Origin of the sequence: Shinella sp. G-2, assembly GCF_050172695.1 — a bacterium.
Classification (GTDB): Bacteria; Pseudomonadota; Alphaproteobacteria; order Rhizobiales; family Rhizobiaceae; genus Shinella.
Genome location: NZ_JBBEYH010000012.1, coordinates 132,305 through 144,940, shown reverse-complemented (window position 1 = coordinate 144,940; position 12,636 = coordinate 132,305). Strand labels below are relative to the sequence as shown.

Genomic DNA, 12,636 nt, shown 5'->3' with positions numbered 1-12,636 from the left:
AAGTCCATCCGCGGCGTGGTCGTCTATTGAGCGTGCATTGAAGCGCGCCTGCATTGCCATCCACTCGTCGCGCCGCTGCGTCATAACGTATTGGCGGCGCGACGCGATGGATGGTGCTCAGCGGTTCGGGTCCTTCCGGCCGCAATTCACTCGACAAGTCTCTGGGGATCTGGCCCTCGGTAAGCGAAGGCTTTCGGTAAGGCCGGCCGTTGGCGGCGCCCCTCAACCCAGCCGGCAACATGGCTGCGCAGGGAGAAGGCGATGATCAGGAATGTGTAGATGCCGAGCGACGTCGAGCGTCCCAGTTCGTTTTCGACCAGGTTTCCGAACATGAACATGTTGAGCAGCGCGAAGGCGAGCATCGTGATACGCGTGCGGATGCTGCCGATGGAAATCACCACCAGCAGGTAGAGCCCGAGGAATCCGGCAACGAAGAGCGTGAAGCCGATCACGCCGGTTTCGATGAAGAGGGTGATATAGCCGTTGTGGAAGTTGTCGAGTTCCCAGGTATAGATGTCCTGAAACGCCGTCAGCCTTTCCGGCGTCCAGAAACTGTCCATGCCGAAGCCGGCAAGGAAGCGGCCGCGCATATGCTCGAAGCCGAATTGCCACAGCTTCATGCGGCTGTTGGTGTCGATGGTCAGCCCCAAGACGCTCAGCTTGTCCCCGTCGGCTGAAAACGAGGCCAGTACGAGGAAAATGAGGGGAATGCAGAAGGCCATGCCGATCAAAAGCGATGCCCGCTGTGCGGTGCGCGGCAGGCGGGCAATCATCAGCGAAGCCAGGCCGATGCCGATCAGCAGCAACCCGCCCCGCGAGCCGGATTTGTACAGCGCGACAAGGCAGAGGACGACGACGGCGATGCGCAGGCACAGCGCCGCGGTCTGGCGCAGCGGCGTCGAGCGCAGGGCGAGTGGCAGGCCCATGCCGAGCACGCTGGCATAGGCCGCATAGGCGGCGAGCCCATTCTTCTGGCCTGCAATACCGCGCCACTTGCCGGCGTGCTCCCAGGATTGGTCGACGCCGACCGAGGGCCAGAGAAACACCACCGCGACACAAACCGCGATATAGGTGGCGAGCGCGTAGAAAAGGATCGCCAGCGACCGTTCCAGCGGCAGCATGTTGGCGATGCTGAGCGAGGTCGCCAGCGCGGTCAGCACCAGCAGGCTCTTGATATAGCTGCCCGGCAGTTGAGACCCCCAAAGCGCCGACGCGGCATAGAACAGGAAGAACAGCGCAAGCAGCGTCGTTTCGATGCCGACGGGGATGCGCAGGCCGGCGCGGATATAGGCAAGGAAAGCGATGGCGAATGCCAGTGCGATGAAGGCGAGATAGCGGGCCGGCTCCACCCAGGCCGGAACCGCCAGTTCGCTGCTCGGCACCGCCATGGACAGGAAACCCAGGAAATACAGCGCGAGGCTTGTCACCCTTTGAAGCATGGTTGCGACCGTGAGGCTTTCTGTTCGGGCGGGAACGGATGGCGAACCGCCTGACATAAACTCTTAAGCATGTGCGTTAAGATTTGATGGACAAGTCCGTCCTAACTAATCTTTAAGTTTAAAGATTCACATAATGCACGCATTGCAAGAGTGATTTGGCCATGCAGAACGGACCCGATATGCGCAAATATGCCACCTACCCTGCGGAAACCCCGGCGGATCAGGGCCTCGCGAACTATCTGCAGATCGACCTCAAGCGACTCGCCTATTGGTTGCGCATAAAATACAGCTGGATCATCATGGTTGCAATCGTCGGTTCGCTGATCGGTGCGGGCTACAGCCTGCTTGCAACCCGGAGCTATACCGTGACAAGCGAAATCCTGGTCGATCCCGCCGGTCTGCAGGTGGTTGACGACGATCTTTATCGGCGCAGCGAGGATCGCGATACGCAGCTTCTCAACGTCGACAGCAAGCTTCAGACGCTGCTGTCGCGCAATGTGCTCATGCGCGTGGTCGAAAAGCTCGAGCTCACCCGCGACCTGGAATTCGTGCCGAAATCCTGGACCAGCCTCTTCAGCTTCAATTTCAGCTTCGGCCTCGGATCCGAGGTTGTGACGCCGCCCGAAGTGATTGCGCTGGATGCGCTGGACCGGCGTGTTTCCGCCCGCCGCGACGAGCGCTCCTTCGTCATCATTCTCACCGTCTGGTCGGATGAGGCGGAAAAAAGCGTGCGCATTTCGAAGGCCTTGATCGACGAGTTTCGAACCGAGTTGAGCGTCGCCGATTCCGACGGGGCCGGGCGGGCGACCTCCTCGCTCGTCGGCCGGCTGGTGGAACTGAAAGCCAGCGTGACCGAGGCCGAAGAGGCCGTCGAAACCTTTCGCCGGCAGAATGGCCTGCGCGTCAGCCAGGGGGAATTGTCGAGCAGCCGCTCGATGTCGCAGGTCGATACGCAGTTGCGCACGGCGCGCGAGCGGTTGATCGCGGCCGAGTCCCGCTACAGGCAATTGATGGCGGGCAGCAGCGATTCGGCCGTCATGCAGTCGACGACGCTCGCCTCGCTGCGCACCGAGTTCGCCTCCGCCAAGCAGCAGGCCGAGCAATATGCCGTCGTCTACGGCACGCTGCATCCACGCTACAGGGGCGTGCAGCTCAATGTGAAGACGCTGGAGCGCGAAATCCAGAACGAGACGGCGCGCCTGACGCGCGCTGCTGAAAATGAATACGCCCAGGCGAAGACCGTCGTGGCCGAGCTTCAGAAGGAAGCTTCCTCCGTCTCGGGCGACGTGTTTTCGGAGAACGAGGCCGAGGTGAAGTTGCGGGAGCTGACACGCGAGGCGGCAGCACGGAGCGCCATCTACGAGGCCTTTCTGGCGCGGGCACGTCTGACCGCGGAGCGCGAACAACTCGACACGACCAATATCCGCGTCATCTCCGCCCCCATCGTGCCGCGCACCCGCGGCTGGCCGCCGAGCGTGCCGCAGGCGTCGATGTTCGGCCTGCTCGCCGGTCTCGCGCTCGGCATTGTCGGCGTGCTCGCATATGGCATCGTGTCCGATATCCATCATGCGCCGGCGCCCGCCGTAACGCGCACCGCACAGGAGGAGCGGCCCCGCCCGTCGCGCCGCCGTCATCTCCGCGATGAGATGACGTCCCTGCTCAATGCCGAATTCGCCGATGACGAGGACTATCTCCCCATGCCGCGGCGCCGCAAGACGGATTACGTGTAACGCCCGCCGCGCGCCGGAAAACCCTCCGCATTGCGAGGCAGGCAATCGCCGCGGATCACAAGGCTTGCAATCCGACAGGGGCCCCGGTGCAAATCCATGTTTGACGTTGCCGTCGAGAACGGTTTCGATTTTCGCTCAAGGGAATATGCCGATCTTTTCAGGGCATCGGCTGCGACTGCATTTCAGCATCCGGTCTGGCTTGCCCATCTCTATGGAACCTTGACGGGTGATGCCGCCATAGCGCCCCTCGTTCTCGTCGTGCGCCGACGGGCGGATGGAGGGCTCGCCATGGTCCTGCCGTTGATGCGGCGGCGCTATGCGCTTCTGCAGGTCGTTGAGTTTGCCGATCTGCATGTCTGCGACTACGCTTCGCCTGTTGCCGCACGCGCGGTCTTCTCGCAGATCGCAACGGATGAGGCCGCGGTCGCCACCATCAACCGGCACCTGATGCCCTACGACCTCCTGCGTGTCAGCAAGCTCAGCGAATCCGCGCTGCCGATCGAGCTGCTGTTCCCGGCCGAGAAGCGCAAGCGTATGGATATCAACGCCTATGCGAGCGCGCTGGAGCCGGCCTTTGGAAGCTGGCGAGACAAGCATCTCAGCAGGACCTCCCGCAAGAAGCTGCAGAAGAAGACGCGGCAGCTCCATCGCAAGGGAGAGGTGCGCTTCACCTGCGCGCAGTCGCCTGCCGACATTCGCACGACGTTCGATGCCCTGAAACGTTTCCGGAGGCGGCGTTTCAGGGCAAGGGGCGGCCCCGTCGATCTCGTTCAACTGCCATCCTATTTCGCCTTCTATTCGTCGGTCGCCGTGGAAGGGCGGGACGGGTTTGCGCGCACCTACACGTTATGGCTGGACGACGAGCCGATAGCCGGGGCGTTCGGCCTCTCGCATCGCGGTTCCTTCCTTGTCGTCCTCGTCGGCTTCGATGCGGCGCGCCATGGTCGGCAATCGGTGGGTAGCCTGATGTTCGAGCAGATCGCCCGGGATTGCATCGAGCGCGGCGAGCAATCCCTCGATTTCACCATCGGCGATGAGCCCTACAAGCGCATGTTCGGGGCGGAGCCGTCGCCGATGTGGTCGTTCTCCCAGGCCAGCAACACGCTGGGCCTTGCCGCAAAGCTCGCCGTGGAGACGCTTCCCGTCGTCAAATCGCTGGCGCGGCGCTTCTGGCCGCCACAGTGAGAGGGCGCCGGCCGCTTCGCTTCGGCCGGCCCGAGGTCACTGGTTGCGGATACGTCCTTCCACCAGGTCGAGCACCGTGTTGGCGGCATCGAGCACGTTCGTCCCGGGGCCGAAGACGGCGGCGACGCCGTTTTCGAGAAGGAACTCGTAGTCCTGCCGCGGAATGACGCCGCCGACGACGACCACGATATTCTCCGCCCCGCGCTCCCGCAGGGCGGCCACCAGCGCCGGAGCCAGCGTCTTGTGCCCGGCGGCCAGGGAGGACATGCCGACGACCTGCACCTTCTCCGCGACGGCAAGGTCCGCGGCCTCCTCGGGCGTCTGGAAGAGCGGGCCGACCCGCACCTCGAAACCGAGATCGCCGAAGGCCGAGGCGATGACCTTGGCGCCGCGGTCATGGCCGTCCTGGCCGAGTTTCGCCACCATGATCTTCGGCCGGGTGTCGCGCGCCGCGATGCGGCCGGCAAGGGTCCGGTATTCCGGATCGTCGCCATAGGCGGGGCCATAGATATCGCCCACCACTTCGGGCGTTGCGGCATGGTCGCCGAAGGCGCGGCGCATGGCGTCGGAAATCTCGCCCACCGTGGCGCGGGCCCGTGCGGCTGCGACAGCCGCTTCGAGGAGATTGCCCTCGCCGGTTCTGGCGACCGTTTCGAGCGCGCCGAGCGTTTCGGCGACCTCGGTTGCGCTGCGCCGGCGGCGGATATCCTCCAGCCGCTTGATCTGCGCGGCACGGACCGCGCTGTTGTCGATTTCGAGAATGTCGATCGGCTGTTCGTCCTCGAGGCGATAGCGGTTGACGCCGACGATCACCTCGTCGCCGCGGTCGACGGCGGCCTGTCGGCGGGTGGCAGCCTCTTCGATCAGGCGCTTCGGCAGGCCTTCGATGACGGCCTTCGTCATGCCGCCCATGGCCTCGACCTCCTCGATGAGCGCCCAGGCCTTTTCGGCCAGCTCATGGGTCAGGCTTTCGACATAGTAGGAGCCGGCGAGCGGATCGACCACCCTGGTCACGCCCGTCTCGTGCTGCAGGATGAGCTGGGTGTTGCGGGCGATGCGGGCGGAAAACTCCGTCGGCAGCGCGATGGCCTCGTCGAAGGAGTTGGTGTGGAGCGACTGCGTGCCGCCGAGCACGGCGGACATGGCCTCGAAGGCGGTGCGCACGATATTGTTGTAGGGGTCCTGTTCCTGAAGGGAGACGCCCGATGTCTGGCAATGGGTGCGCAGCATGCGCGAGGACGCCTTCTTCGGCTGGAACTCGTCCATGACGCGGTCCCAGAGCAGGCGTGCGGCGCGCAGCTTGGCCGCCTCCATGAAAAAGTTCATGCCGATGGCGAAGAAGAAGGAGAGGCGGCCGGCGAAGTCGTCGACATTCAGCCCCTTGGCGATCGCGGCGCGGACATATTCGCGCCCGTCGGCGATGGTGAAGGCAAGCTCCTGCACCAGCGTCGCGCCCGCCTCCTGCATATGGTAGCCGGAGATCGAGATGGAGTTGAACTTCGGCATGTCCCGCGCCGTGTAGTCGATGATGTCGGCGACGATGCGCATCGAGGGTTCGGGCGGGTAGATATAGGTGTTGCGGACCATGAACTCCTTGAGGATGTCGTTCTGGATGGTCCCCGAAAGCGCCGCGCGCGGCACGCCCTGTTCCTCGCCTGCGACGATGAAGCTGGCGAGGATCGGGATGACGGCGCCGTTCATGGTCATGGAGACGGAGATCTTTTCCAGCGGAATGCTGGAAAACAGGATCTTCATGTCCTCGACGCTGTCGATGGCGACGCCCGCCTTGCCGACATCGCCGACGACGCGCGGATGGTCGCTGTCATAGCCGCGATGGGTGGCAAGGTCGAAGGCGACGGACACGCCCTGCTGGCCGGCGGCGAGCGCCTTGCGGTAGAAGGCATTGGAAGCCTCGGCCGTCGAGAAACCGGCATATTGCCGGATCGTCCACGGGCGGCCGGCATACATGGTGGCGCGCGGGCCGCGCACGAAGGGCGCGAAGCCCGGCAGCGTACCGAGATGGCTGGTCTCCGCGAGGTCGTCCGCCGTATAGACGGGTTTGACGGCGATGCCTTCGGGCGTGTTCCAGGTCAGCGTTTCCGGGGCGGCGCGCAGCTCCTTTTCAGCGAGTGCTGCCCAGTCCTCAAACGTCTTGTCGGCCATCATTCAAACTCCAGGATCGTTTCGTCCACGGCAAGGCTCTGCCCGGCCTTGACGGCGACGCGCTTGACGGTGCCACGGCGCTCCGCCCGCATCATGTTTTCCATCTTCATCGCCTCGATGGTGGCGAGGGCCTGACCCGCTTCCACCGTATCACCTTCGGCAACGAGAAGCGCGGTGACGACACCGGGCATGGGGCAGAGCAGCAGCTTCGAGGTGTCGGGCGGCAGTTTCTTCGGCATCAGGCGGGCGAGCGCGGCGACGCGCGGCGAGCGCACATGCGTCGTCGCATCCACACCGCGCCAGCGCAGGCGGATCGCCGGGCCGACAAGATCGACCTTCACGCCCATGCGGTTGCCCGCGACGACGAAGACGGCGTGACGGCGGCCGGGCACCCAGTCGCTGGCGACGCTCAGCGTCTCGCCGCCGGCAAAGCGCGCGACAAGGCCGTCCGCGCCGCTTTCGAGCGTCAATGCATGCTCGTTGCCGGCCAGGCTTGCGATCCATTCGCTGCCGACGATACGGCGGTGGTTGCCGATGGTGCCGGAAATCTGCGCGGCGCGCGCCTGCACCGTCTGCTGGACGAAGGCGGCGACAGCGGCGAGCTGACGGGTCGCCGCGGCGTCGGGTGCAACGCCATGGAAGCCGTCCGGGAATTCCTCGGCAATGAAGGCGGTGGTGAGCCGTCCGGCGCGGAAACGTTCGTTGCCCATCACGGCGGAGAGGAAGGGCAGGTTGTGGCCGATGCCTTCCACCTCGAAGTCGTCGAGCGCCGTCGCCATGGCTTCGATGGCATCGAGGCGGGTCGGCGCCCAGGTGCAGAGCTTTGCGACCATCGGGTCGTAATACATGGAGATTTCGCCGCCCTCGAAGACGCCGGTGTCGTTGCGCACGACGCTGCCGTCCGCCTGCGGGCCTTCGGCCGGCGGGCGGTAGCGCGAGAGACGGCCGATGGAGGGCAGGAAATTGCGGTAGGGATCTTCCGCATAGAGCCGGCTTTCGATGGCCCAGCCGTTCAGTTTCACGTCATTCTGGCTGAAGGTCAGCTTTTCCCCCGCAGCGACGCGGATCATCTGCTCCACGAGGTCGATGCCGGTGATCAGTTCCGTCACCGGATGCTCCACCTGCAGGCGGGTGTTCATTTCGAGGAAGTAGAAATTCCTGTCGCCGTCGACGATGAATTCCACCGTGCCGGCGGAGTGGTAGCCGACGGCTTTCGCCAGCGCCACGGCCTGCTCGCCCATCGCCTTGCGGGTTTCGGGATCGAGGAAGGGCGAGGGTGCTTCCTCGACGACCTTCTGGTTTCGCCGCTGGATGGAGCATTCCCGCTCGCCGAGATAGAGCGTGGTGCCGTGCCTGTCGCCAAGCACCTGGATCTCGATGTGACGCGGCTGCGTGACGAACTTTTCGATGAAGATGCGGTCGTCGCCGAACGAGCTTTTCGCCTCGTTCTTCGAGGCCTGAAAGCCCTCGCGCGCCTCGGCATCGTTCCAGGCGATGCGCATGCCCTTGCCGCCGCCGCCGGCAGAGGCCTTGATCATCACGGGATAGCCGATCTGGGCGGCGATCTTCACTGCCTCTTCGGCGTTCTCGATCAGGCCCATATGGCCGGGCACCGTGTTGACGCCGGCCTCGGCGGCGAGCTTCTTGGAGGTGATCTTGTCGCCCATCGCCTGGATGGCGCCGACCGGCGGGCCGATGAAGGCGACGCCTTCCTTTTCCAGCGCCTCGGCGAAGGCGGCGTTTTCCGAGAGGAAGCCGTAGCCGGGATGCACGGCGTCCGCCCCCGTCTTGCGGATGGCCTCGATGATCCTGTCGATGACGATATAGGACTGGGCGGAGGGCGCGGGGCCGATATGCACCGCCTCGTCGGCCATCGACACATGCAGCGCGCCGCGGTCGGCGTCGGAGTAGACGGCGACGGTGGGGATGCCGAGCCTGCGGGCGGTCTTGATGACCCGGCAGGCGATTTCGCCGCGATTGGCGATGAGGATCTTCTTGAACATCAGGTGTCTTCCAGTCCCGGTCACTTCAATCTTTGTATTTCTTCTCATAGGGCATCAGCAGGATGGCCGAGGCGGTGGCCGCCCCGCCGAACAGCGCGGCGAAGGGCACGACGAGCAGCAGCACGGGCATGACGGGGTTTTCCGCCCGGGCGATGCGCGTGCCGATGCCGCCGGTGTCGAGCACGATGAGGAGGGCGGCGGTCGCAGAGCCGATCAGCCCGCCGACCAGCGCATGCAGCATCATGTAGCGCAGCATGCGCCAGTGATCCTTGCGTGCCTCATCCGGCGTCAGCGCCGGCTTTTCGTGCCTCCCCATGCGCGTGCCCTCAGAGCGGTATCGTGTCGTGCTTCCGCCAGCGCGTCTCCACCTGCTTGCCGCGCAGCGAGGCGAAGGCACGGGCAATGCGGCGGCGCGAGGAGTGCGGCATGATCACCTCGTCGATGAAGCCGCGCTCGGCGGCGACGAAGGGATTGGCGAAGCGTTCCTCGTATTCCCGGGTGCGCGCCGCGATCTTCTCGGCGTCGCCAAGTTCCGAACGGTAGAGGATTTCGGTCGCGCCCTTGGCGCCCATCACCGCGATCTCGGCGGTCGGCCAGGCGTAGTTGATGTCTGCGCCGATATGTTTGGAGGCCATCACGTCATAGGCTCCGCCATAGGCCTTGCGCGTGATCAGTGTCACCATCGGCACGGTCGCCTGGCTATAGGCGAAGAGCAGCTTGGCGCCGTGCTTGATGACGCCGCCATATTCCTGCGCCGTGCCCGGCAGGAAGCCCGGCACGTCGACCAGCGTCAGGATCGGAATGGAAAAGGCGTCGCAGAAGCGCACGAAGCGGGCGGCCTTGCGCGAGGCGTCGATGTCGAGGCAGCCGGCCAGCACCATCGGCTGGTTGGCGACGACGCCCACCGTCTCGCCTTCGATGCGCACGAAGCCCGTGATGATGTTCCTTGCGAAGGCTTCCTGGATCTCGAAGAAATCGCCCTCGTCGGCAAGGGCCGTGATCAGCTCCTTCATGTCATAGGGCTTGTTGGAGCTGTCGGGGATGAGCGTGTCGAGCCGTTCCTCGAGGCGTGCCGGATCGTCGTGGAAGGGGCGCAGCGGCGGCTTCTGCCGGTTGTTGAGCGGCAGGAAGTCGAAGAGGGCGCGGACCTGTTCCAGCGCCTCGATGTCGTTCTCGTAGGCGCCGTCGGCGACCGAGGATTTCTGGGTATGGGTGCGTGCGCCGCCGAGTTCCTCGGCCGTGACGATCTCGTTGGTGACGGTCTTCACCACGTCGGGGCCGGTGACGAACATGTAGGAACTGTCACGCACCATGAAGATGAAGTCGGTCATGGCGGGCGAATAGACCGCGCCGCCTGCGCAGGGACCCATGATCACGGAAATCTGCGGCACGACGCCGGAGGCTTCGACATTGCGCTTGAAGACCTCGGCATAGCCGGCGAGCGAATCCACGCCTTCCTGGATGCGTGCGCCGCCCGAATCGTTGAGGCCGATGACCGGCGCGCCGTTGCGCACCGCCATGTCCATGATCTTGCAGATCTTCTGTGCATGGGTTTCGGAAAGGGAGCCGCCGAGCACGGTGAAGTCCTGGCTGAAGACATAGACCTGCCGGCCGTTGATCGTGCCCCAGCCGGTGACGACGCCGTCGCCGGCCACCTTCTGTTCGGCCATGCCGAATTCCGTCGCCCGATGGGTGACGTACATGTCGTATTCCTCGAAGGAGCCCTCGTCGAGCAGCACGTCGAGGCGCTCGCGCGCGGTCAGCTTGCCCTTGGCGTGCTGGGCGTCGATGCGGTGCTGGCCGCCGCCGAGCCGCGCCGCTTCCCGGCGGGCTTCGAGTTGGTCGAGAATTGCGTGCATGGTGTCCGTCCGTTGCTGGCCAGCCGGGCCGCTTTCGCGCCCGGAGATCGATCCTGCTTAGTGCCGATAGGCATGGAAATGAACACTTGATCGGGTGGACATGCAAGCGTTACACTTTTTGCAAATTCAATTTGCAAAGTTGCAAACATGGCTGCGGGAAAACTCTATATCGGCCGGAGGGTGCGGGAGCTGCGCCAGGCGAACCGCGCGACGCAGGCGCAGTTCGCCGAGCGTCTCGGCATCTCCGTCTCCTATCTCAACCAGATCGAGAACAACCAGCGCCCGGTTTCGGCCGGCGTGCTCCTGGCGCTGGCGGAGAAATTCCGCATCGATCTCGCCGATCTCTCAGGCGGAGAGGGCGACCGACTGGTCTCGGCCCTGTCGGAAACGCTGACGGATTCGCTCTTCGACGGCTATACGCCGAGCCTTCAGGAACTCAAGCTCGTCACGCAGAACGCGCCGGGTTTCGCCCATGCGCTGATCGCGGCGCACCGGGCCTACCGGCACAATTCCGAGCAGCTCGCCAGCATCAACGACACGCTCGGGCGCAGCCTCGCTGCCATCGAGACGACGCCTTACGAGGAGGTGCGCGACTTCTTCCATTTCGTCGACAACTATATCGGCGATCTCGATCTCCTTGCCGAACGGCTGGCGGGCGAGATCGGCATCGGCGAGGCCGATCCGGGGCCGTTGCTGACGGGCTATCTGGAACGGCAGTACGGGGTGCGGATCGTGCGTGCGGCGCATGGCGACGATCTCGTGCGCGCCTACGATCCCCAAGCGCGTCTCCTGACCCTGAATTCCTATCTGCCCGCTCCGACCCGGCACTTCCAGATCGCGCTGCAGATCGCCCAGCTTCATGCCGAGCCCATCGTCGAGAGCGTTGCCGCCGGTGCCGGGTTTCGGACAGCGGAGGCTTACGAAATCTGCCGTATCGGCCTGCACAACTATTTTGCCGGCGCGCTGCTCCTGCCCTATCGCCGGTTCATGGAGGCGGCGCGGGAGGTGCGGCACGATCTCGACCTGCTCGCCGCGCGCTTCGGCGCGAGCCTCGAGCAGGTCTGTCATCGCCTCTCGACCCTGCAGCGGCCGGGCCAGAAGGGGGTGCCCATCTTCTTCGCGCGCATCGACCGGGCGGGCAACATCACCAAGCGCCATAGCGCGACACGCCTGCAGTTCGCCCGCTTCGGTGCGGCCTGTCCCTTGTGGAACGCGCACCAGGCCTTCGAGAATCCGGGCCGGATTTCCCGCCAGCTCGCCGAGACGCCCGATGGCGTGCGTTATCTCTGTCTTTCCATGCAGGTCTCGCGCGGCGGGCGGGGCTTCCGCCAGCCGCAGCAGCACTATGCGCTGGCGCTCGGCTGCGAGGTTTCCCATGCGGAGAGCTTCGTCTATGCCGACGATCTCGATCTCGGCAATGCGGGAGCCTACGACCCGATCGGCATCTCCTGCCGCATCTGCGAGCGCACCCAATGCGCCAGCCGCGCCGTCCCTCCGCTGAAGGGCCGGCTGGTGGTGGAGCACAATATACGCCGCACGATACCCTATTCGATCCGCGCGCTCGGGGAGACGTGATCCGTCAGGGCAGCTTCGGGGTAAACATCTCGAAGCGGTCGCGGATCGTCGAGCAGGTATCGCCGCCAAGGCGGGCGATGGCGTCGATGACGTTCGGGTCGACATGCAGCGCGCTGTCCACGGCGCCGGGCTGGTAGTGGGCGAAAAGGATCTCGCCCATGATGATCTGACGCGACTTGCCGAGTTCCAGCGTGACATGGCGGCGGCACTCGAAGGCCGCCGGCGCTTCCTTGATCCACGGCGCGGCGATCTTTTCGCCGGGCATGGCGGTCAGGCCCGCCTGCTTCAATTCGTCGACGCCGCGCGGATATTTCGTGCCGCAGACATGCATCGCCTCGGCAATGGCGTGCGAGACGATGTTGACGGTGAAGACCTCCGTCATGCGGATGTTGTGGCCGGTGTCCTTGAAGGACATGTCGGGATTGTTCTCGACGCCGATGGCGAGGATCGGCGGGTCGGCGGAAAGGCAGTTGAAGAAGCTGAACGGTGCCGCGTTGAAGTTGCCGTTTTCATCGACCGTAGTCACGAGCGCGATCGGCCGCGGGATGATCGTGCCGATCATCAGCTTGTAGCGTTCGCGTGCATCGAGCTTGGTGAAGTCGAAGGCGGTTCTTGCGCCCTGTTCGATCGTCGTGCTGCGGGTGTCCATGGGTTCCTCTCCGGCTTTGCGTGCCCGGCCCGG

Annotated in this window: 9 protein-coding genes; 3 read left to right on the top strand and 6 right to left on the bottom strand. The window is 64.7% G+C overall.

Annotated elements, in window-relative coordinates:
• Nucleotides 1–146: 146 nt before the first annotated feature.
• A complete protein-coding gene (locus tag V8U06_RS18520; RefSeq protein WP_427141923.1) occupies nucleotides 147–1,439 on the bottom strand; it encodes an O-antigen ligase family protein in 1,293 nt (430 codons plus the stop codon).
• A gap of 161 nt (nucleotides 1,440–1,600) precedes the next feature.
• Here V8U06_RS18520 and V8U06_RS18515 point away from each other — a divergent pair, with 161 nt between their 5' ends.
• Both V8U06_RS18515 and V8U06_RS18510 read left to right on the top strand, forming a co-directional pair.
• A complete protein-coding gene (locus V8U06_RS18515) occupies nucleotides 1,601–3,169 on the top strand; it encodes a GumC family protein (protein WP_427141922.1) in 1,569 nt (522 codons plus the stop codon).
• 96 nt (nucleotides 3,170–3,265) lie between these two features.
• Nucleotides 3,266–4,354: a GNAT family N-acetyltransferase gene (locus V8U06_RS18510; RefSeq protein ID WP_427141921.1), complete on the top strand. Its 1,089-nt coding sequence runs from the start codon at nucleotides 3,266–3,268 to the stop codon at nucleotides 4,352–4,354.
• Nucleotides 4,355–4,390: 36 nt separating this feature from the next.
• Here the strand turns inward: V8U06_RS18510 and scpA are convergent, their stop codons facing one another.
• Genes scpA through V8U06_RS18490 form a run of 4 tightly spaced genes read right to left on the bottom strand, consistent with a single transcriptional unit; the run spans nucleotide 4,391 to nucleotide 10,379 of the window.
• Nucleotides 4,391–6,517: a methylmalonyl-CoA mutase gene (scpA, locus tag V8U06_RS18505; protein WP_427141929.1), complete on the bottom strand. Its 2,127-nt coding sequence runs from the start codon at nucleotides 6,515–6,517 to the stop codon at nucleotides 4,391–4,393.
• The gene (locus V8U06_RS18500) at nucleotides 6,517–8,520 is read right to left on the bottom strand and encodes an acetyl-CoA carboxylase biotin carboxylase subunit (protein ID WP_427141920.1); all 2,004 of its coding nucleotides are present in this window, start codon (nucleotides 8,518–8,520) and stop codon (nucleotides 6,517–6,519) included. Before V8U06_RS18500 ends, scpA begins: the two co-directional genes overlap by 1 nt.
• 25 nt (nucleotides 8,521–8,545) lie before the next feature.
• Complete coding sequence (locus V8U06_RS18495) at nucleotides 8,546–8,836, bottom strand: hypothetical protein (protein WP_427141919.1); 291 nt, start codon at nucleotides 8,834–8,836, stop codon at nucleotides 8,546–8,548.
• Nucleotides 8,837–8,846: 10 nt separating this feature from the next.
• Nucleotides 8,847–10,379: an acyl-CoA carboxylase subunit beta gene (locus V8U06_RS18490; protein WP_427141918.1), complete on the bottom strand. Its 1,533-nt coding sequence runs from the start codon at nucleotides 10,377–10,379 to the stop codon at nucleotides 8,847–8,849.
• A gap of 147 nt (nucleotides 10,380–10,526) precedes the next feature.
• Between V8U06_RS18490 and V8U06_RS18485 the strand changes: the two genes are divergently transcribed.
• Complete coding sequence (locus tag V8U06_RS18485) at nucleotides 10,527–11,954, top strand: helix-turn-helix domain-containing protein (protein ID WP_427141917.1); 1,428 nt, start codon at nucleotides 10,527–10,529, stop codon at nucleotides 11,952–11,954.
• 4 nt (nucleotides 11,955–11,958) lie between these two features.
• Here V8U06_RS18485 and V8U06_RS18480 read toward each other — a convergent pair whose 3' ends face one another.
• Entirely contained in the window at nucleotides 11,959–12,603 is a 645-nt protein-coding gene (locus V8U06_RS18480) for a flavin reductase family protein (protein ID WP_427141916.1), read from the bottom strand.
• Between the last annotated feature and the right edge of the window lie 33 nt (nucleotides 12,604–12,636).

What these genes read in the sequence shown, in the direction of transcription:
- V8U06_RS18485 (WP_427141917.1), top strand. Translation starts at nt 10,527, where the DNA reads ATGGCTGCGGGAAAACTCTATATCGGCCGGAGGGTGCGGGAGCTGCGC.
- V8U06_RS18520 (WP_427141923.1), bottom strand. Translation starts at nt 1,439, where the DNA reads ATGCTTCAAAGGGTGACAAGCCTCGCGCTGTATTTCCTGGGTTTCCTG.
- V8U06_RS18480 (WP_427141916.1), bottom strand. Translation starts at nt 12,603, where the DNA reads ATGGACACCCGCAGCACGACGATCGAACAGGGCGCAAGAACCGCCTTC.
- V8U06_RS18495 (WP_427141919.1), bottom strand. Translation starts at nt 8,836, where the DNA reads ATGGGGAGGCACGAAAAGCCGGCGCTGACGCCGGATGAGGCACGCAAG.
- V8U06_RS18500 (WP_427141920.1), bottom strand. Translation starts at nt 8,520, where the DNA reads ATGTTCAAGAAGATCCTCATCGCCAATCGCGGCGAAATCGCCTGCCGG.
- V8U06_RS18510 (WP_427141921.1), top strand. Translation starts at nt 3,266, where the DNA reads ATGTTTGACGTTGCCGTCGAGAACGGTTTCGATTTTCGCTCAAGGGAA.
- V8U06_RS18515 (WP_427141922.1), top strand. Translation starts at nt 1,601, where the DNA reads ATGCAGAACGGACCCGATATGCGCAAATATGCCACCTACCCTGCGGAA.
- V8U06_RS18490 (WP_427141918.1), bottom strand. Translation starts at nt 10,379, where the DNA reads ATGCACGCAATTCTCGACCAACTCGAAGCCCGCCGGGAAGCGGCGCGG.
- scpA (WP_427141929.1), bottom strand. Translation starts at nt 6,517, where the DNA reads ATGGCCGACAAGACGTTTGAGGACTGGGCAGCACTCGCTGAAAAGGAG.